This window comes from Streptomyces sp. DSM 40868, from assembly GCF_011820545.1.
In the GTDB taxonomy this organism is placed as follows: Bacteria; Actinomycetota; Actinomycetes; order Streptomycetales; family Streptomycetaceae; genus Streptomyces; species Streptomyces eurythermus.
The window spans coordinates 7,930,852-7,950,759 of sequence record NZ_CP050504.1 but is presented as its reverse complement, the minus strand read 5'-3'; the positions used below and the strand labels follow the sequence as shown (position 1 = coordinate 7,950,759).

Sequence of the window (19,908 nt, the reverse complement as noted above, 5' to 3'; positions counted from 1 at the left end):
CGTCGGCGGAGGGTCGTCACCGGCCTCCCCTGGCGTGCCGGGCGAGGTGGCGCAGGGCGGTGGCGAACTCCTCGGCCACCCGGCGCACGGTCGCGGTGTCGTGGACGCCGGGCCGGTGGTGCCAGGTGAAGGCGAGCCGGCCGTGCTGGACGGCGCCGACCACCTCCAGCGGGTGGGAGCCGGGGTCCCGGGGGTCGTGGTCCTGTCCGAAGGAGCCGTGTTCGGCGCGGACCAGGCCGCCGTCCGCCGTGTCGGGGCGGGCGTCCCACTGGCCGAGGTAGTTGAACACCACCTGGCTGTGCGCGGTGCCGCCGAGGCGTTCGCGGACCTCGGGCGGGCCGAAGGTGCGCAACGCGCCGAAGCCGATGCCGTTGCCGGGGACCGCGCGCAGCTGGCGGCGCACCGACTTCACCAGCGACCGCCAGTCCCGGTCCGGGCCGAGGTCGCCGGGGTCGGGCACCTGGAGGGCCACGGGGTGGACGGTGGTGAACCAGCCGACGGTGCGGGTCAGGTCTATGCCGTCGAGCAGGTCCTCGCGGCCGTGTCCCTCCAGGTCCAGGCGGACCCGGTCGCGTCCCGTCCAGCGGGCCAGGGCGAGGGCGAGGGCGGCGAGCAGGACGTCGTTGACGCGGGTGCGGTAGGCGGTGGGGGCGGAGCGCAGCAGGGCGGTGGTGTCCTCTTCGCCGAGTTCCACGTCCACCGTGGCGGCCGGTCCGGCGCCGGCGGCCGGGGCCGGGGGCTCCTCGGTGTTCACCGCCTTTTCCCAGTAGGGCAGTTCGTGGTCGAGGCCGCCCTCGGCGACGTGTGCGGCGAGCCGCCGGGACCACTCCCGGAAGCTGGTGCTCCGCTCCCCCAGGGTGACCGGGCCGCCGTGGCGGGCCTGCTGGTAGGCGGTTTCCAGGTCGTCGCGCAGGATGCGCCAGGAGACGGCGTCCACGACCAGGTGGTGGGCGACGAGGAGGAGAAAGACGGGCCGGTCGGCGGCGCCGGTGAACAGGGCCGCGCGCAGGTGCGGGCCGTGGGCCAGGTCGAAGCTCGCGTGGAGTTCGTCGGCGGCCTTGGCCATGGCCGCGTCGGCGTCGTCGGCGGCCAGGCCCGTCAGGTCGTACCGGGTCAGGATGTCCTGGCCGGTGGCGGGCGGTGGGTTGAACTGCCGCCAGCCGCCGGGCTCTTGGGTGAACGTCATGCGCAGGGCGTCGTGGTGTTCCAGCAGCGCGTCGAGTGCGGTGCTCAGGGCGCGCGGGTCGGGGGTGCCGTCGAGTTCCAGCAGTGCCGACTGGTTGAAGTGGTGGTGGGCGGCGCGCGGGGTGGTGAGGAACCAGTGCTGGATCGGGGTGAGCGGCACCTCGCCGGTGACCGGGCCGTCGGCGGACCGCCGGGGCGCGGCGCGGACGACGGTGGCGAGGTCGGCGACGGTCTGGTGGGTGAACAGGTCCCGGGTGGCCACGTGCAGCCCGTCGCGGCGCAGCCGGGAGACGACCTGCATGCTCAGGATGGAGTCGCCGCCGAGCGCGAAGAAGTTGTCGTCGGCGCCGACTTCGGCGATGCCGAGCACATCGGCCCAGATCCGGGCGATCCGGCGTTCGGTGTCGGTGCGCGGCGCGGTACGCGGTCCGTCCGCCGCCTGGGCGGGATCGGGCGCGGGCAGCGCGCGGCGGTCGGTCTTGCCGTTCGGGGTGAGCGGCAGCCGCTCCAGCGGGACGAAGACCGACGGCACCATGTGCGGGGGCAGCGACCCGGCCAGGTGCAGCCGCAGTTCACCGACGGGCAGGGCGGTGCCGGACGGCTCGGCGGGGACGACGTAGGCGACGAGCCGGGCCGGCGCTCCGGCCCGGTCCGCGCGGACGACGACGGCCGCGTCCCGGACCAGGGGGCTGCGGCGCAGCGCGCTCTCGATCTCGCCGGGTTCGATGCGGTAGCCGCGCAGCTTGACCTGGTCGTCGGCGCGTCCGGCGAACCGCAGCCGGCCGTCGGCGGTCCATCGCACCAGGTCCCCGGTGCGGTACATCCGCTCCCCCGGCGCCCCGGACGGGTCGGGCAGGAACCGCTGGGCGGTCAGTCCCGGCCGGCCCAGATAGCCGCGGGCCAGGCCGGGCCCGGAGACGTACAGCTCGCCGGTCACGCCGGGCGGTACGGGGCGCAGCGCGGCGTCGAGCACCTGGACCCGGGTGGTGCCTGCGGGGCGGCCGATGGACGGGGTGCCGGAGCCAGGGGTGAGCGGGCCGGTCCAGGTGGCGACCACGGTGGCCTCGGTGGGGCCGTAGGAGTTGATCATCCGGCGGCCGGGTGCCCAGGTGTCGACGAGGTCGGCGGGGCATGCCTCGGCGCCCACGATGAGGGTGCGCAAGCGGGGCAGGGCGGCGGCGGTCTCGGGCGGTACGGTGGCCAGCGCGGCCGGCGGGATCAGGGTGTGGGTGATCTCCCGTCCGGCGAGCACCTCGGCGAGCCGCTCCCCGACCAGCGGTCCTTCCTCGCCGGTGACCAGCGCGGCCCCGCCGAGCAGGGAGACGCACAGTTCCAGCACGGAGGCGTCGAAGCTCGGGGAGGCGAACTGCAGGACCCGGTCGCCGGGGCCCGCCGCGTACTGTTCCGCGGCCGCCGCGGCGAAGGAGGCGAGGCCCCGGTGGGTGACCACGACGCCCTTGGGGGTGCCGGTGGAGCCGGAGGTGTAGATGACGTACGCGGGGTGGGCGGGGGTGAGCGCGGTGGTGCGGTCGGCGTCCGTGGGCGCCGTGTCCGGTCCGTCGGCGGTCCACACCTCGGCGGGGTCGCCGAGGACCAGGTGGGCGCCCGCGTCCCGGATCATGAACTCCCTTCTGGGGGCCGGGTAGTCGGGGTCGACGGGCAGGAAGGCGCCGCCGGCCTTGGCGACGGCCAGCTGGGCCACCACGGTCGCCGCCGAGCGGGGCAGCGCCAGGGCCACCACGCGCTCCGGTCCGACGCCGTCGGCGAGGAGCCGGTGGGCCAGCCGGTTGGCCGCCCGGTCGACCTCGGCGTAGGTCAGTTCCCGGTCGCCGTCGATCAGCGCCACGGCGTCCGGGGTACGGACCGCCTGCCGTTCGAACAGGGCGGGCAGGGTGGACTCGGGCACCGGACGGAAGGCGCCCCGGCCGTGCGCCGCCAGGGCCTTCAGCTCCTCGTCGGAGGCCAGCGGGAGGGCGCCGAGCGGGCGGTCGGGGTCCTCGGCCACGGCGCGCAGCAGGGTGGCGAGCTGGGCGGCCATGCGTTCGGCGGTGGCCGCGTCGAACAGGTCGGTGTTGTAGGTGAGCAGGCCGTGCAGGGCGCCGGTGCCGGTCTCGGCGAACTCCACGGTGAGGTCGAACGCGGCCTGTTCCGACTCCGGTTCGACGTCGGTGACGTCCAGGCCGGGCAGGTCGAGGTCGGCGGCCGGGGTGTTCTGGAGGACGACCATGACCTGGAAGAGCGGGCTGCGGCTGGTGTCCCGTTCGGGCTGGACGGCGTCCACGACCCGTTCGAACGGCACGTCCTGGTGGGCGAAGGCGTCGCGGACGGTCCGGCGTACGTCGGTGAGGAACGCGGAGAACGGCCGTGCGGCCTCGGCGCGGGAGCGCAGCACCAGGGTGTTGACGAAGAATCCGACCAGGTTCTGGGTCTCGGGGCGGTCGCGGCCGGAGGTGACGGTGCCGACGGCGATGTCCTCGGCGCCGGAGAGCCGGGCGAGGTAGGTCTGGGCGGCGGCGACGAGCGTGGTGAACAGGGTGGTGCCGTGGTCCCGGGCGAGCCGGGTGAGCCGGGTGACGGCCGGGGCGGGCACGGTCAGCCGGGTGGTCGCGCCCGAGCTGGTGCGTACCGGCGGGCGGGGCCGGTCGGTGGGCAGTTCCAGCGGTGTGGTGCCGGCCAAGCGCTCCTTCCAGTGGGCGAGGTGCTCGTCGGCGTCGCTGTCGGCGGTGGTGCGCTGCCAGTGCGCGTAGTCGGCGTACTGCACCGGCAGTGGCGGCAACTCTGCTTGGGACACGCCGAGTCGGTCTCGGTAGTGGTGGGCGAGGTCGCCGAGCAGGACGGCGGTGGACCAGCCGTCGGTGACGATGTGGTGCAGGGCGAGGGAGAGGACGTGGTCCTGCTCGCCGAGCCGGATCAGGCCGGCCCTCAGCAGCGGGCCCTCGCGCAGGTCGAAGGGGCGGGCGCGGTCCTCGGCGAGCAGCCGCCGCAGCTCCGGCTCGCGCAGGGAGTCGGCGACCTGGGAGAGGTCGCGGACGGGCAGCGGCACCTCCCGGGGCGGGTGGACGATCTGGACGCCGCGTCCGTCGACGCTGTCGAAGGTGGTGCGCAGGGACTCGTGCCGGGCCACCACGGCGTCGAGGGCCGCGCGGAGCGCTCCGGTGTCCAGGGTGCCGCGCAGCCTGAGGGCGAGCGCGGTGACGTACTCCGTGCCGCCGGGCTCGAACTCCTCGAGGAACCACAGTCGTTGCTGGGCGTGGGACATCGGGGCGACGGCGCCGCGGCCGGCCGGGGCCGGCGCCGGGCGGCCGGAGCCGCGCCGCGTGCCGAGGAGGCGGGCCAGGGCGGCCGGGGTGGGGTGGGTGAACACCGCGCGCGGGGTGACGTCGGTGTCGAATGCCTCGGCGAGGCGGGAGGCGAGCCGGATGCTCAGGATCGAGTCGCCGCCGAGCTGGAAGAAGTCGTCGTCCACACCGGGCGGTTCGCTGCCCAGCACCTCCGCGAAGACGGCGGCCGTGCGCCGTTCGTCCTCGGTGCGGGGCTCGGTCCGGGCGCGCCCCGGCAGGGCCTCGGGGGCGGGCAGGGCGGCCCGGTCGACCTTGCCGTTGCCGCTGAGCGGGAGGGCGGCCAGCGGGACCACGGCGGTGGGCACGAGGTAGTCGGGCAGGGTACGGGCGGCGAAGGCCCGCAGTTCCTCGGCGTTCCGGCCGGCCTCTCCGACGACGTAGGCCACGAGCCGTTTGGCGCCCGGCCGGTCCTCGCGGGCCAGGACGGCGACGTCCGTCACTCCCGGGTGGGCGGCGAGCGCGGCCTCGGCCTCGCCGGGCTCGACCCGGAAGCCGCGGATCTTGACCTGGTCGTCGGCCCGGCCCAGGAACTCCACGGTGCCGTCCGGGCGCCGCCGGGCCAGGTCGCCCGTGCGGTACATGCGGGTGCCGGGCGGGCCGAAGGGGTCGGCGAGGAAGCGGGAGGCACTCTCGCCGGGGCGGCCCAGATAGCCGCGGGCGACGCCCTCTCCGGCCAGGTACAGCTCGCCCGGGCAGCCCGGCGGTACGGGGCGCAGCCGGGCGTCGAGGAGGTGTGCCCGCATGTCGTCGAGCGGCCGGCCGATGGGGACGGTGTCCGGCACGGCCGCCGGGTCGGTGAGGGCGAAGGAGGTGGCGAAGGTGGTGGTCTCGGTGGGGCCGTAGCCGTCCACGACGGTCAGTCCGGGGCAGGCGGCCAGCACGCGGCGCACGGCGGGGGCGGGGACGACGTCGCCGCCGGTCCACACCTGGGTCAGGCCCCGGAAGCAGTCGGGGGCGTCCTGGGCGAGCAGCCGGAACAGTCCGGCGGTCAGCCACAGCGCGGTGAGCCCGCCGTCGGCGGCGAGCCGGCGCAGCAGGGCCGCGTCCACGCTCTCGCCGGGTGCCACGACCACGCGGCCGCCGTTGAGCAGAGGCGCCCACACCTCGAAGGTGGCCGCGTCGAACGCCACCGGCGAGTGCAGCAGCACGCGGTCGCACACCCCGCCGGCGAACCGGCTGTCGGTGGCCAGCGCCGCCACGTCCCGGTGCCGTACCGCGACGGCCTTGGGCAGTCCGGTGGAGCCGGAGGTGAACATCACGTAGGCCAGCCGGTCGGGGTCGGCGGGCGGCAACCGGTGCCCCGCCGTGCCGGTACGGGCCGCGGTCACGTCCGCTGCCGTGAGGCGGGTGGTCGCGCCGGCCTGGGCGAGCAGGGTGCGGCGGCGTTCGGCGGGGGCGCGGGTGTCGACGGGGACGTAGGCGCCGCCGGCCAGCAGGACCGCGAGCTGGGCGACGACGAGTTCGGCGGAGCGGTCCATCAGCAGGGCCACCCGGTCCTCCGGGGCCAGCCCGCCGGCCAGCAACCGGTCGGCCGACGCCCGTGCCCATTCGTGCAGTTCGCGGTAGGTCAGCTCGCGGTCGCCGTCATGGACCGCGACCGCGTCCGGGGTGCGGCGGGCCTGCTCGGCGAACAGGTCCACGGGGCTGCGCGGGTCGGCCGGGCGGGCGGTGGTGTTCCAGGCGGCCAGCAGCTCGCGGTCGGCCGGGGTGAGCGGGTCCAGTGCGGCCAGGTCGGTGTCGAAGCCGTCGGCGAGGGTGGTGAGCAGGGTGGCCAGCCGGCCGGCGGCGCGCTCGGCGGTTCCGGCGTCGAACAGCGCGGGGTCGTAGGCCAGTTCGAAGCCGAGCCGTTCGTCCAGGTGGGCGCGCAGGCACCAGGCGAAGGTGGTGGCGTCGTCGGCGCGCACCTCCTCGACCCGGACACCGGTGCGGGCGGTCGCCGACTCGTCCACGGGGTAGTTCTCGAACACCACCATGCTGTCGAACAGCGGTTCCCCGGGCGGGACTTCACTGACGGCCTGGATGCGGGGCAGGGCGAGGAAGTCGAAGCGGCGGGCGTCGCTCTGCCGTTCCTGGAGGTCGTGCAGCCACGGCAGCACCGGCCCGGCGGGGACCCGGACCCGGGTCGGCACGGTGTTGACGAACATGCCGATCATGCCTTCGACGCCGGGCAGTTCGGCCGGGCGGCCGGAGACGGTGGTGCCGAACACCACGTCGTCCCGGCCGCCGGAGCGGGCCAGCAGCAGCGCCCAGGCGCCCTCCACCACGGTGTTGACGGTGAGTCCGGCGCGGGCGGCGCTCTCCCTCAGGCGCCGGGAGAGCTCCGGGTCCAGTTCGCGGTGGACGGCGGCGGCGGAGCGGGCGCGGTGGGCCTCGGCGGGCGTGCGGTCGTACGGCAGCGGGGTGCGGACGGTGAATCCGGCGAGCGCGTCGGCCCAGTGCCGTTCGGCGGCCGTCTCGTCCTGCGCGCGCAGCCAGTGCAGGAAGTCCGCGAAGGGCCGCCGTGCCGGGGGTGCTTCCTCGGGGCCGCCGGTGAGGGCCGCGTAGCGTGCGCAGACCTCGGTGAGCAGCTGTCCGGTGCTCCAGCCGTCGAGGACGATGTGGTGGGTGGACCACAGCAGCAGCACCTCGTCGCCGGGCAGGGCGGCCAGGGTGAGCCGGGTGAGCGGCGCGCTGGTGAGGTCCAGGCCGGCCGCGCGGTCCTCGGCGAGCAGCCGTTCGGTGGCCGCGGCGCGCTCGGCGGGGGTCAGGGTGCGCCAGTCGAGGTGGGTGACGGGCAGTTCGGCGTGGCGGTGGACGACCTGCACGGGGTGGGGCAGGCCGTGCCAGTGGACGCTGGTGCGCAGCGCCGGGGTGCGGTCGGCGACCTGCTGCCAGGCGGCGGCGAAGGCGCCCGGGTCGGCCACCCCGGACAGCCGTACGGCGGTGCGGTCGAAGTAGGCGTGCTCGGTGTCGACGAGGCCGTGGAAGAGCATGCCGGACTGGAGCGGGGTGAGCGGCAGGACGTCCTCGACGTGCCGGCCGGTGCCGACGAGCCGGTCCAGCTGTTCCTGGCCGAGGCCGGCGAGGGGGAAGTCGGAAGGGGTACGGCCGCCTGCCTCGGGGTCCGCACAGTGCGCCACGATCTCGCGCAGGGCGGTGAGGGTGTCCTCGGCGAGCCGGCGGACGGTGGCCTCGTCGTAGACGGCGGCCGGGTAGGTCCAGCCGAGTTCGAGGCGGCCGTGCTGGACGACGCCGGTGATGTCCAGCAGGTAGGGGCGGGGTTCGTCCGGGTCGGTGTCGCGGCCCGCCGGGGGCAGGGCGGCGCGGAACAGGCCGTCGGCGTTGTCGGTGTCCCACTGGCCGTGGTAGTTGAAGCCGACCCGGGGGGCCGGGGCGCCGGCGAGGGGGCTGCCGGGCAGCAGGTGGCGCAAGGCGCCGTGGCTCAGGCCGTGCAGCGGGACCGCGCGCAGTTGTTCCTTGACCGAGCGGAGGGTGTCGTGCCAGCCGGCGTCCGGGGCGACGCGCAGCGCGAGGGGGTACTCGGCGGTGAACCAGCCGACGGTCCGGGACAGGTCCACGTCCGCGAACAGCTCCTCCCGGCCGTGGCCCTCGACGCCCAGCAGGACGGTGTCGCGTCCGCACCAGCGGGCCAGGGTGCGGCCGAGCGCGCTGAGCAGGACGTCGTTGACCTGGGTGCGGTAGGTCTCCGGGACCCGGCGCAGCAGGGCGTCGGTGGCGGGCTGGTCCAGGGTGACGGTGAGGGTGGCTGCGGTGCCGTGGGTGTTGGGTCCGGGGCGTCCGGCGGGCAGTTCGGCGGGGGCCTCGCCGGTGCGGGTCCAGTACGGCAGGTCGGCGTCCAGGGCGCCGGAGCGGGTGTGCCGCTCGAGGCGGGCGGCCCAGTGGCCGTAGGGGGTGCCGGCGGCGGGCGGGTCGGCGGGCCGGCCGGCCGCGGCCGCCCGGTGGGCGGCTTCCAGGTCGGCGAGCAGGATGCGCCAGGACACACCGTCGATCACCAAGTGGTGGGCTGTGATGACGAGTTGGCCCGATCGTCGCGGGCCGCGGTCGAGGAACAGGACGCGGACGACCCGTCCGGCCGTGGGGTCGAGGGCGGTCTGCGCCTCCTGGGTGAGCCGTTGGGCCTCGCGCTCCAGCGCAGGGTCGTCCAGCGCGGCCACGTCGTGCCGGGTGAACACGCCGTCCGGTGCTGCGGGCAGCGCCTCCTGGCGCCAGCCGTCGGGGGTATGGCGGAACCGGGTGCGCAGGGCCGCGTGGCGGCGGACGACGGCCTCGGTGGCCTGCTCCAGCGCCGGGGAGCGGGTGCCGGCGGCGAGTTCGAGGCGCTGGGTCATGGTGAACCGCAGCGGCCGGGCGGGGTCGCGGCCGTCCAGGTACCAGCGCTGGATCGGGGTCAGCGGCGCCTCGCCGGTCTCCTCGACGACCGAGCGCGGCGTGGACTCCTTGGCGCACAGGGCGAGTTCCGCGACGGTCTGGTGCCGGAAGACGTCCTTGGTGGTGAGGGCCAGTCCGGCCTGCCGGGCGCGGGAGACGATCTGGATGCTCAGGATGGAGTCGCCGCCGAGGGTGAAGAAGTTGTCGCGGGCGCCGACGCGTTCGACGCCGAGCACCTCGGCCCAGATCGCGGCCAGCCGTTCCTCGGTGCCGGGCCGGGGGGCGACGTAGGGGGTGGTGCCGTCGGGGCGCGCGGGCGGGGCGGGCAGGGCGCGCCGGTCGGTCTTGCCGCTGGTGGTGCGCGGTATGCGGGCGAGCGGGACGAACGCGGCGGGCACCATGTGGTCGGGCAGGGTGCGGCGCAGCGCGAGGCGCAGGGCGTCGGCGGACGGGACGCGGCCGGCGGCGGGCACCACATAGCCGACGAGCATGAGCCGGCCGGCGTGCTCGCGGGCGGCCACCGCGGCGTCGGCGACGTCGGGGTGGTCCAGCAGGGCGGCCTCCACCTCGCCGGGCTCGATGCGGAACCCGCGGATCTTGACCTGTTCGTCCGCCCGGCCGAGGAACTCCAGCAGCCCGTCCCGGTCCCAGCGGGCCCGGTCCCCGGTGCGGTACATCCGCTCCCCCGGCTCGCCGAACGGGTCGGCGAGGAAGCGGGCGGCGGTGAGGCCGGGCCGGCCCAGGTAGCCGCGGGCCACCTGCGCCCCGGCCAGGTACAGCTCGCCGGGCACACCGGGCGGCACCGGGCTGAGGGCGCCGTCGAGGACGTAGGCGCGCAGGCCGCCGCCGGGGCGGCCGATGACCGGGTGGCCGGGGCGGTCGGCGGTACGGCCGTAGACGGCGTCGACGGTGCACTCGGTGGGCCCGTACATGTTGTACACGGCCACGCCCAGCTCCTCCTCGGCGCGGGCGAGTTCGCGCCACAGCGCCGGGGTGACGGCCTCGCCGCCGACGAGCAGCAGGCGCGGGTGGTGGCGGCCGGGGGCGAGCAGTCCGGCGGCGGTGAGTTCGCGCAGGAACGACGGGGTGACGTTGACCAGGTCCAGGCGGTGCTCGGCGACCTGGGCGCAGAACGCCCGCGGATCCAGGCGGACGTCCTCGTCTATGAGGTGCACCTCGTGGCCGAGGGCGAGGAGCAGAGGTCCCTCCCAGGAGGTGTCGAAGGAGAAGGAGGCGCTGAGCGCGGCCCGCAGCCGGCGCCCGTCCGTGGTGTGCGGGGCGAGCAGGCCCTCGCGATGGTCGTGGCAGAGGTTGACCAGCTGCCGGTGTTCGACGGCGACGCCCTTGGGGCGGCCGGTGGAGCCGGAGGTGTAGACGAGGTAGGCGGTGTGCCGGGGCAGCAGGGGCCGGACGCGGTCGGCGTCGGTCGGGTCGCGGTCGGGCAGCCGGTCCCAGGGCACCTCGTCGAGGCCGGTCAGCAGGGTGTGCGGGCGGGCGTCGGCGAGCAGGAAGTCCTGCCTGGCCCGCGGCAGTTCGGGGTCCAGGCAGAGCAGGGTGGCGCCCGCCTTGAGGACCGCGAGCAGGGCGACCATCAGGTCGGTGGTGCGCGGCAGGCGTACGGCGATCACGTCCTCGGGGCCGGCGCCCCGGGCGATGAGGTGGTGGGCGAGCCGGTTGGCGCGCCGGTTGAGCGTGGCGAAGTCGAGGGTGGTGTCGCGGGCGGCCAGGGCGGTGTGGTGGGGGGTGCGGGCGGCCTGGGCCTCGAAGAGGGCGGGGAAGGTGGTGTCCGGCGCGGGCAGCGTGGCGCCCCGGCCGTGGCGGAGCACCTGGCGCCGTTCGTCGCCGGTCATCAGCGGCAGCCGGCCCACCTGCCGCCCGGGGTCCTCGGCGGCTGCCTCCAGCAGGACACGCAGCCGGGCGGCGAGGCGTTCGGCGGTGTCGGCGTCGAACAGGCCGGTGCTGTACTCCAGATGGCCGGTGAGGCCGTCCTCGCTCTCCACGAAGTCGAAGGCGAGGTCGAAGGTGGCGGTGCGGACCGGCGGGGTGACCGGTTCCACCGTCAGGCCGGGCAGCCGGGGCGGGGCGGCGTCGAGGTTGTGCAGGGCGACCATGACCTGGAACAGCGGCGTACGGCTGGTGTCCCGCTCGGGCTGGACGGCGTCCACGACGCGTTCGAAGGGCACCTCCTGGTGGGCGGACGCCTCCAGGACGGTGGTGCGCACCTCGGCCAGCAGTTCCCGGAAGGGCAGGTCGGGGCGGACCCGGGCGCGCAGCACCAGGGTGTTGACGAACATGCCGACAACATCGTGCAGTTCGGGCCGGTCCCGGCCGGCGGTGACGGTGCCGACGGTGATGTCCTCCTGGCCCGCCCAGCGGGCGAGGAGGACCTGGCAGGCCGTCACCAGGGTCATGTAGAGGGTGGCGTCGGCTTCCCGGCCGCGCTCGCGCAGCCGCTCGGTGAGGGCGGCGGGCAGGGTGAAGGTCAGCAGGGCGCCGTCCCGGGTGCGGACGGCGGGGCGGGGCCGGTCGGTGGGCAGTTCCAGCGGGACCACGCCGTCCAGGGCCTCGCGCCAGTAGGCGAGGCCGGACTCCGCCCGCTCGGTCCGGGCGCGCTGCCAGGCGGCGTAGTCGGCGTAGCGGACGGGCAGGCCGGGCAGGTCGGGGCGGCGGCCTTCCAGGGCCGCGGTGTACAGCTCGCCGAGGTCCCGGGCCAGCACACCGCCGGACCAGCCGTCGGTGACGATGTGGTGGACGGCCAGCACGAGGACGTGGTCGTCGGCGGCGAGCCGGGCCAGGCGGGCCCGCAGCAGCGGCCCGGCGGTCAGGTCGAAGGGGGTGGCGGCCTCGCGGTCCAGCAGGGCGTCCAGCGCCGCGCTGTCCGCGAGGTCGTCCACCGGGAGGTTCACGGGCCGTGGCGGGTGCACGAACTGCCGTGCCTGTCCGTCGTGTTCGGCGAAGGTGGTGCGCAGTGCCTCGTGCCGGGCGACCAGGCCGTCCAGCGCGGTGCCGAGCGCGCCGGTGTCCAGGGCGCCGCGCAGGCGCAGCACGGACAGGGTGGTGTACGCGGTGCCGCCCGGCTCGAACCGGTCGAGGAACCACAGGCGTTGCTGGGCGTACGACAGGGGGGCCGCGGTGTCCGGGTCGGTGGCCGGGATGGCGTCGGCGGTGGTGCTCCCGGCGCGGGGCTCGCCCAGCTCGGCGGCGAGGCCGGACAGCGTGGAGTGGGTGAACAGCAGCCGGGGCGAGATGTCGGTGCCGAAGGCGGCCCGCAGCCGGGAGGTGACGCGCACGGCGAGGATGGAGTCGCCGCCGAGGGCGAAGAAGTCGTCGTCGGCGCCGACCTCGTCGGTGTCCAGGACGTCCGTCCAGGCGGCGGCGACCAGCCGTTCGGCGGGGGTGCGCGGCGGGGTCCGGCCGGCGTCGGCGGCGAAGCCGTCGGGGCCGGGCGCGGGCAGGGCGCGCCGGTCGAGCTTGCCGTTGACGGTGAGCGGCAGCGCGGCCAGCGGCACATAGGCGGCCGGCACCATGTGCGCGGGCAGCAACCCCGCCAGATGGGCGCGGAGTTCGGCGGCGGAGGGAGGCGGTACGGCGCGGTCGCCGGTGCCGGTGCCGACGACGTGGGCGACGAGCCGGCGGGTACCGGCGGCGTCCTCGTAGGCGCCGACGGTGGCCGCGCCGACGCCCGGGTGGCGGTGCAGGGCGGCCTCGATCTCGCCGGGCTCGATGCGGTAGCCGCGGATCTTCACCTGCTGGTCGGCGCGGCCCAGGTACTCCAGGGTCCCGTCGGCCCGCCAGCGGGCCCGGTCGCCGGTGCGGTACATGCGGGTGCCGGGGCGGCCGAACGGGTCGGCGGGGAAGCGGGTCGCGGTGAGTCCGGGGCGGTTGAGGTAGCCACGGGCCAGGCCCTCGCCGGCGACGTAGAGTTCGCCGACGGCGCCGGGCGGTACCGGCTCCAGGCGGCCGTCGAGGACGTAGAGCCTGAGGTCGGGGATGCCGGTGCCGATGGGGCTCGCGGTGCCGGCGTGGGCCGCCGGGGCGTCCAGCGGGGCGTAGGTGACGTGCACGGTGGTCTCGGTGATGCCGTACATGTTCACCAGGCGGGGCGCGGTGTCCGGGTGGCGGGCGTACCAGTCGGCGAGCCGGGCGACGTCCAGCGCCTCGCCGCCGAACACCACCGTGCGCAGCGTCAGCCTCCGGCTCACCTCGGGGAGTTCGGCGTCGGCGCGGATCAGCGGGTAGAAGGCGGACGGGGTCTGGTTGAGGACGGTGACCCCTTCGTCGGCGAGCAGGCGCAGGAAGTCCTCCGGTGAGCGGGCGGTGTCCTCGGGGACGATCACGAGCCGGCCGCCGTGCAGCAGCGGACCCCACAGCTCCCACACCGAGAAGTCGAAGGCGTAGGAGTGGAACAGCGTCCACACGTCGTCGGGACCGAAGCCGAACCAGGCCCGGGTGCGGGTGAACAGCCGGACGACGTTCGCGTGCGGGACGACGACGCCCTTGGGGCGGCCGGTGGAGCCGGAGGTGTAGATGGCGTAGGCGGGGCTCTCGGGCAGCGCGCGGCGGGGCGGGCCGGCGGCCGGGCGGCGGGCGAGGTCGGCGCGTACCTCCGGGTCGTCCAGCGGCACCCGGGGGACGCCGGTGTCCGCCAGGGTCTGCCCGGTGGTGACGAGTGACACCGGCCGGGCGTCGTCCAGCAGGTGCCGGACGCGCTCGGCGGGCAGGGCGGGGTCGATGGGCAGGTAGGCGGCGCCGGTCTTCAGAACGGCGAGGACGGCCACGACGAGGTCGGTGGAGCGGGGCAGGGCGAGGGCGACGAACGTCTCGGGTCCGGCGCCGAGTTCGGCGAGCCGGTGCGCGAGGCGGCCGGACCGCGCGTCCAGGGTGGCGTAGTCGAGCCGTTCGCCGCCGCAGGTGACGGCCTCGGCGTCGGGGGTGCGGGCGGCCTGGGCGGTGAACAGGGCGTCCAGGGTGCCGGCGGGCCGGCCCTCGGCGGTGCCGTTCCAGTCCGTGAGCATCCGGTGCCGCTCCTCGGCCGTGGTCCAGGCGAGGGCTCGCACGGGCCGGTCCGGGTCGTCGGCCAGCTCGGTGAGCAGCAGGCACAGCCGGCCGGCGAGGGAGCGTACGGTCGCGGCGTCGAACAGCTCGGGGTCGTAGCCGAGGTCGAAGCCGAACCGCTCACCCTGGTAAGCACGCAGCACCAGCGGGTAGTTGGTGGCGTCGCGGGCCGAGACGTCGGCCAGGCGGATGCCGGTGGCGGCGGAACGCGCCTGGTCGAAGGGGTAGTTCTCGAAGGCGACCATGCTGTCGAACAGCGGGCTGCCGGCGGGTACGTCGCTCAGCGCGGTCAGTTCGGCGAGGGACACGTCGGCGAACCGCCGGGCCTCGGCCTGCTCTTCCTGGAGCCTCCGGAGCCAGTCGGCCGCGGTGCCCGTGTCGTCCACACGGACGCGGGTGGGCAGGGTGTTGATGAACATGCCCACCATGGACTCGGCGCCGGGCAGGTCGTCGGGGCGTCCGGAGACGGTGGTGCCGAACAGCACGTCCGGCTCGGCGGCGTAGCGGGACAGCAGCAGTGCCCAGGCGCCCTGGACGACGGTGCCCAGGGTGAGCCCCGCGGCGCGGGCGGTGCGGGCGAGGCGCGCGGAGACCTCGTCGGACAGGGCGGCGGTGTGCACACGGCCGGAGCGGGTCTCGTGGCCGGGGCGGCGGACGCGGTCGGCGGGCAGCGGGGTGGGGGTGGCGAACCCGGCGAGGACGGTCCGCCAGTGCGCGCGGGCGGCCTCGGTGTCCCGGCCGGCCAGCCAGCGTACGTAGTCGCCGAACGGCCGCCGCGCCGGGGGCCGTGGCGCGGTGCCGGCGGTGAGGGCCGCGTACTCCTCGAACACGTCGGTGAGCACCTGGGCGAGGCTCCAGCCGTCCAGGATCAGGTGGTGGGAGGTCCACAGCAGGTGCAGCCGGGCGTCGGGCAGCCGGATCAGGGTGAGCCGCGTCAGCGGTGCCGTGCCGAGGTCCAGGCCGCGCGCGAGGTCGTCGGCGCGCAGCCGCTCCAGCCGTCCGGCCCGTTCCCGCTCGTCCAGCTCCCGCCAGTCCAACTGCTCGATCGGAACAGCTACTTGACGGTGAACAACCTGGAGCGGCACGGGCACGCCCTCCCACACCACCGAGGTGCGCAGGGCCGGGGTGCGGTCGGTCACCCGCTGCCAGGCCAGGGCGAGGGCGTCTGGGTCGGTGACGCCGTCCAGCAGGAGGGCGGCCTGGTCCACGTACACGTCGTCCGGTCCGCCGACCAGCCGGTGGAAGAGCATGCCCTCCTGGAGCGGGGTGAGCGGCAGCAGGTCCTCCACGTCCCGCCCGTCGCCCACGAGGCGGTCCACTCCGGCCTGGTCCAGGCGGGCCAGCGGGAAGTCGGAGGGGGTGCGGCCGCCCGCGCCGGGCCGGGCGCAGTGCTCGGCGATGGATGCGAGCGCGGCCACCATGGCGTCGGCCAGCCGCCGTACGGTGCCGGTGTGGTGCACCTGGTCGCTGTAGTGCCAGGTGATCTCCAGCTCGCCGTCGGCGACCAGGGCGGACACGTCCAGGAGGTGGTCCAGGGGCGCGCCGGGGTCCATGTCGGTGCCGGGTACGTCGGCGACGGGCGCGAAGTCGCCCGCGGCGGGCGCCTCCCATTGGCCGTGGTAGGTGAAGCACACCTGGGGCAGCGGGAGTTCGCCGAGCGCCCGGGCCTCGGGCCGGGGCGATCCGAGGTGGCCGAGGGCCTGGTAGCCGAGGCCGCGCCGGGGCACGGCCCGCAGCCGTTCCTTGACCGCCTTGAGGGTGGCCCCCCAGTCGCCGGGGTCCGCCGGGGTGAGGGTGACGGGGTACTGGGTGGTGAACCAGCCGACCGTGCGGGCCAGGTCGGCGCCCGCGGCCAGGTCCTCCTCGCGGCCGTGGCCCTCCAGGGCGACGGTCACCCGGTCGGTGCCCGTCCAGTCGGCCAGCACCCGGCCCAGCGCGCTCAGCAGCACGTCGTTGACCTGGGTGCGGTAGACGCCCGGCACCTTGCGCAGCAGGGCCTCGGTGGTGGCCCGGTCCACCCGGGTACGGACGGTGCGCACGGAACCGGCGAGCGGGGTGCCGGGCAGGTCGACGGGGAGCGGGGCGGGCGGCTCGGCGGTCTGCCGTGTCCAGTAGGGCAGGTCGTCGTCGAGGCCGCCGGACCGGACCCGGTCGGCGAGGGCGTGCGCCCAGGTGGTGAACGGGGTGTGTTCCGGCTCCAGTCGCGGTTCCTCGCCCGCGGCGGCCTGCCGGTAGGCGGTTTCCAGGTCGGTGAGCAGGATCCGCCAGGAGACGCTGTCGACGGCCAAGTGGTGCGCGGTGAGGAAGAGTTGCGGGCGGTCCGGGCCGGTGAGCAGGGCGGCGCGCAGCAGGGTGCCGGTGGCCGGGTCCAGCGCGGCGCGGGCGGCGCGGGCCGCCTCGGCGGGCGCGGTGCCGGGGGCGCAGCGAGTCAGCAGGTCGCCGGCCGGGCCGGTGCCGGGGTGCTGCCGCCAGGTGTCCCCGGTGCGGGTGAAGCGGGTGCGCAGGGCCGGGTGGTGGGCGACCACCGCGTCCAGTGCCCGTTCCAGTGCCCGCGCGTCGAGGTCGTGGGGCAGGTCGAGCAGCATCGACATGCCGAAGTGGCGCAGCGGCCCGTGCGTGGCGAAGAACCACTCCTGGACCGGGGTGAGCGGGGCGGGCCCGTCCTCCTGCGGGCGCCGGGGCGCGGGTACGGCGGTGGTGCGGCGGGGCGCGGCGGCGGCCAGGTCGGCGACCGTCTGGTGCCGGAAGACGTCCTGGGAGCCGATGTCGAGCCCGGCGGCGCGGGCCCGGGAGACGGCCTGGATGCCGAGGATGGAGTCGCCGCCCAGCTCGAAGAAGTTGTCGGTGACGCCCACCCGGTCCACCCCGAGCACCTCGGCCCAGATACCGGCGAGGAGCTCCTCCTCCGGGGTGCGCGGTGCGGTGAACTCCCGTTCCTCCACGGTGTGTTCGGGGGCGGGGAGGGCGCGGCGGTCCAGCTTGCCGCTGGTGGTCAGCGGCAGCGCCTGGAGCGGGGTGAAGGAGGACGGCACCAGCGCCTCGGGCAGCACCCGGAGCAGGGCCGCCCGCAGACCGGCGGGGGTGGGCCGGGGCGCGCCGGGCGCGGGGACGACGTAGGCGGCCAGGCGGGTGTGGCCGTGCGGGTCGGGCACGGCGACGACCGCGGCGGCGGTGATGCCGTCCAGGGCGAGCAGGGCGGCCTCGATCTCGCCGGGCTCGATGCGGTGGCCGCGCACCTTGACCTGGTCGTCGGCGCGGCCGAGGTAGTCGAGGCGGCCGTCGGCGGTCCAGCGGGCCAGGTCGCCGGTGCGGTACATCCGCTCCCCCGGCGCCCCGAACGGGTCGGCGAGGAAGCGGGCCGCGGTCAGCCCCGGCCGGCCGGTGTAGCCCCGGGCGAGCTGCGGGCCCGCCAGGTATAGCTCGCCGCCGACGCCGGGCGGCACCGGCCGGAGCCGGGCGTCCAGCACATACGCCCGCAGCCCGGGCAGCGGGCGGCCCACCAGCGGACGGTCGCTGCCGTCGATCCGGCAGGACAGGGCGTCGACCGTGCACTCGGTGGGGCCGTAGAAGTTGTACGCGGTCACGTCCGGGTGGGCGGCCAGCTCCCGCCACAGCGCGGGACCGGCCGGCTCGCCGCCGAGCATGAGGACGCGGGGGCGGTGCCGGGGATCGGTGAGCAGCCCGGCGGGCAGCAGTTGCCGCAGGTAGGAGGGGGTGAGGTCGAGGAAGTCGATCCGGTGCTCGACCACGTACTCGACCAGGGCGGCCGGGTCCATCCGGGTGTCCTCGTCCACCAGGTGCAGCGGGTGGCCGTCGGCCAGCAGCAGCACGCCTTCGAGGGAGGTGTCGAAGGAGAAGGACGCGGTGAGCGCGACCCGCAGGGGGCCGCCGCCCGCCTCGGCGACGAAGCCGGACCGGTGCGCGGCCAGCAGGTGGGCCGCCGCGCGGTGGGACACGGCCACGCCCTTGGGGCGGCCGGTGGAGCCGGAGGTGTGGATGACGTACGCGGTGTGCTCCGGATCGAGCGGGGCGCGCCGGTCGGCGTCGGTGGGGTCGGTGTCCGGGACGGTCGCGGGTACGGCGCGCAGCGCGGCCTCGTCCAGGACCAGGGCCGGGCGGACGTCGTCCAGCAGGAACCGGACGCGTTCCTCGGGCAGCGCCGGGTCCAGCGGCAGATAGCCGGCACCGGACTTCCACACGGCGAGGATCGCGGTGATCATGTCGGCGGTGCGCGGCAGCCGCAGCGCGACCAGCCGTTCGGGGCCGGCGCCGAGCGCGATGAGGTGGTGGGCGAGCCGGTTGGCGCGGGCGTTGAGCGTGCCGTAGTCCAGCCGTTCGCCGCCCGCGACGAGGGCGAGGGCGCCCGGGGTGCGGGCCGCGCGGCGCTGGAAGAGCTCCGGGTGGCTGGCCTCGGGCAGGGGTTGCCGGGGGCCGGCGCTCCAGTCGCGCAGGACCTGCCGCAGCTCCGCCCCGGACAGCAGCGGCAGGCTGTCCAGCGGGCGGTCCGGTGCCTCGGCCGCGCCCTGGAGCAGATGCAGCAGCTGTCCGGCCAGCCGCTCGGCGGTGCCGGCGTCGAACAGGTCGGTGCGGTACTCCAGCAGTCCGGTCAGGCCGGCGCCGTCCGGCACGAACTCGATGCTCAGGTCGAAGGTGGCCGCCCGCCGGGGCACGGTGACCGGGGTGGCGGCGAGGCCGTGCGGGGCGGTCGCGGCGGGCGGGGCGGGGTGCAGCAGCACCATCACGTCGAACAGCGGGTTGCGGCCCGCCTCGCGGGGCGCGCCGACCGCCTCCACGATCCGTTCGAACGGCGTGTCGCCGTGGGCGAAGGCGTCACTCACCGTGCCGGCGGCCCTCGTCAGCAGGTCGCGGAAGGATCCGGAGGTGTCCACCGGGGTCCGCAGCACGACGGTGTTGACGAAGAATCCGACGGTCCGTTCGAGGTCGGTGCGGGGCCGGCCGGGGGTGAGGGAGCCCACGGCGATGTCGTCCTGCCCGGACCAGCGGGCCAGCAGCGCCTGGACGGCGGCGACCAGCGCGGTGTGCAGGGTGCCGTGCCGTTCGGCCGCGAGGTCGCGCAGGCGCGCGGTCAGGGGGGCCGGGACGGTGAAGGTGTGCACGGCGCCCTCGCCCGCCTCCTCGCCGCGCCGTGGCCGGTCCAGGGGCAGCTCGGGCGCCACCGTCCCGGCCAGTCTCTCCTTCCAGTGGGCGAGTTCGCGCTCCAGGCGGGTGCCGGAGAGCTGGGCGCGCTGCCAGACGGCGAAGTCCGGGTACTGCGTCGGCACCGGGGGCAGCTCGGGGGCCCTGCCGCGCGCCAAGGCGTCGTAGGCGGTGCACAGTTCGTCCAGCACCACGCCCATCGACCAGCCGTCCGTGACGATGTGATGCGCCGTCAGCATCAGGACGTGCGCGGTGGCCGACTCGCGCAGCAGCAGGGCGCGCAGCAGCGGACCGTGCGCGAGGTCGAAGGGGCGGGAGTACTCCGCCAGCAGGTCCGCGTCCAGGTCGCGGGTGTCCCGGACCGGGAGCGGCACCGGGACGGCCGGGTGGACGCGCTGCGCCGGGCGGCCGTCGGTCTCCTCGAAGGTGGTGCGCAGGGCCTCGTGCCGGGCGACGACGGTGGCGAGGGCCGTGCGCAGCGCCTCGGGGTCCGCCGCGCCGGTGAAGCGGACCGCGACCGCGCTGTTGTAGCGGGCGTCGCCGGGCCGCAGCCGGTCCAGGAACCACAGGCGCTGCTGGGCGAACGACAGCGGCAGCGGGCGGTCCCGGTCGGCGCGCGGGATGCCCCGCCGGGCGGCCGGCGCGCCGTCGGCGGCCCGGCCGGCCAGGCGCCGCCGCAGCGCCTCCCGCATCTGCTCGGGCAGCGCCTCGGCACGGTCCCGCCGGGACGGACCGGAGGGGCGGGCGGAACCCGAGGAAGAGTCGAAGGAGTTGGAAGGGGTCGAAGACGTCATGGTCGTCG

General features: G+C 76.1%; 1 protein-coding gene. It reads right to left on the bottom strand.

Annotated features, from left to right (window positions below):
• Positions 1–16: 16 nt before the first annotated feature.
• A complete protein-coding gene (locus tag HB370_RS35715; RefSeq protein ID WP_030779986.1) occupies positions 17–19,900 on the bottom strand; it encodes a non-ribosomal peptide synthetase in 19,884 nt (6,627 codons plus the stop codon).
• Positions 19,901–19,908: the final 8 nt, after the last annotated feature.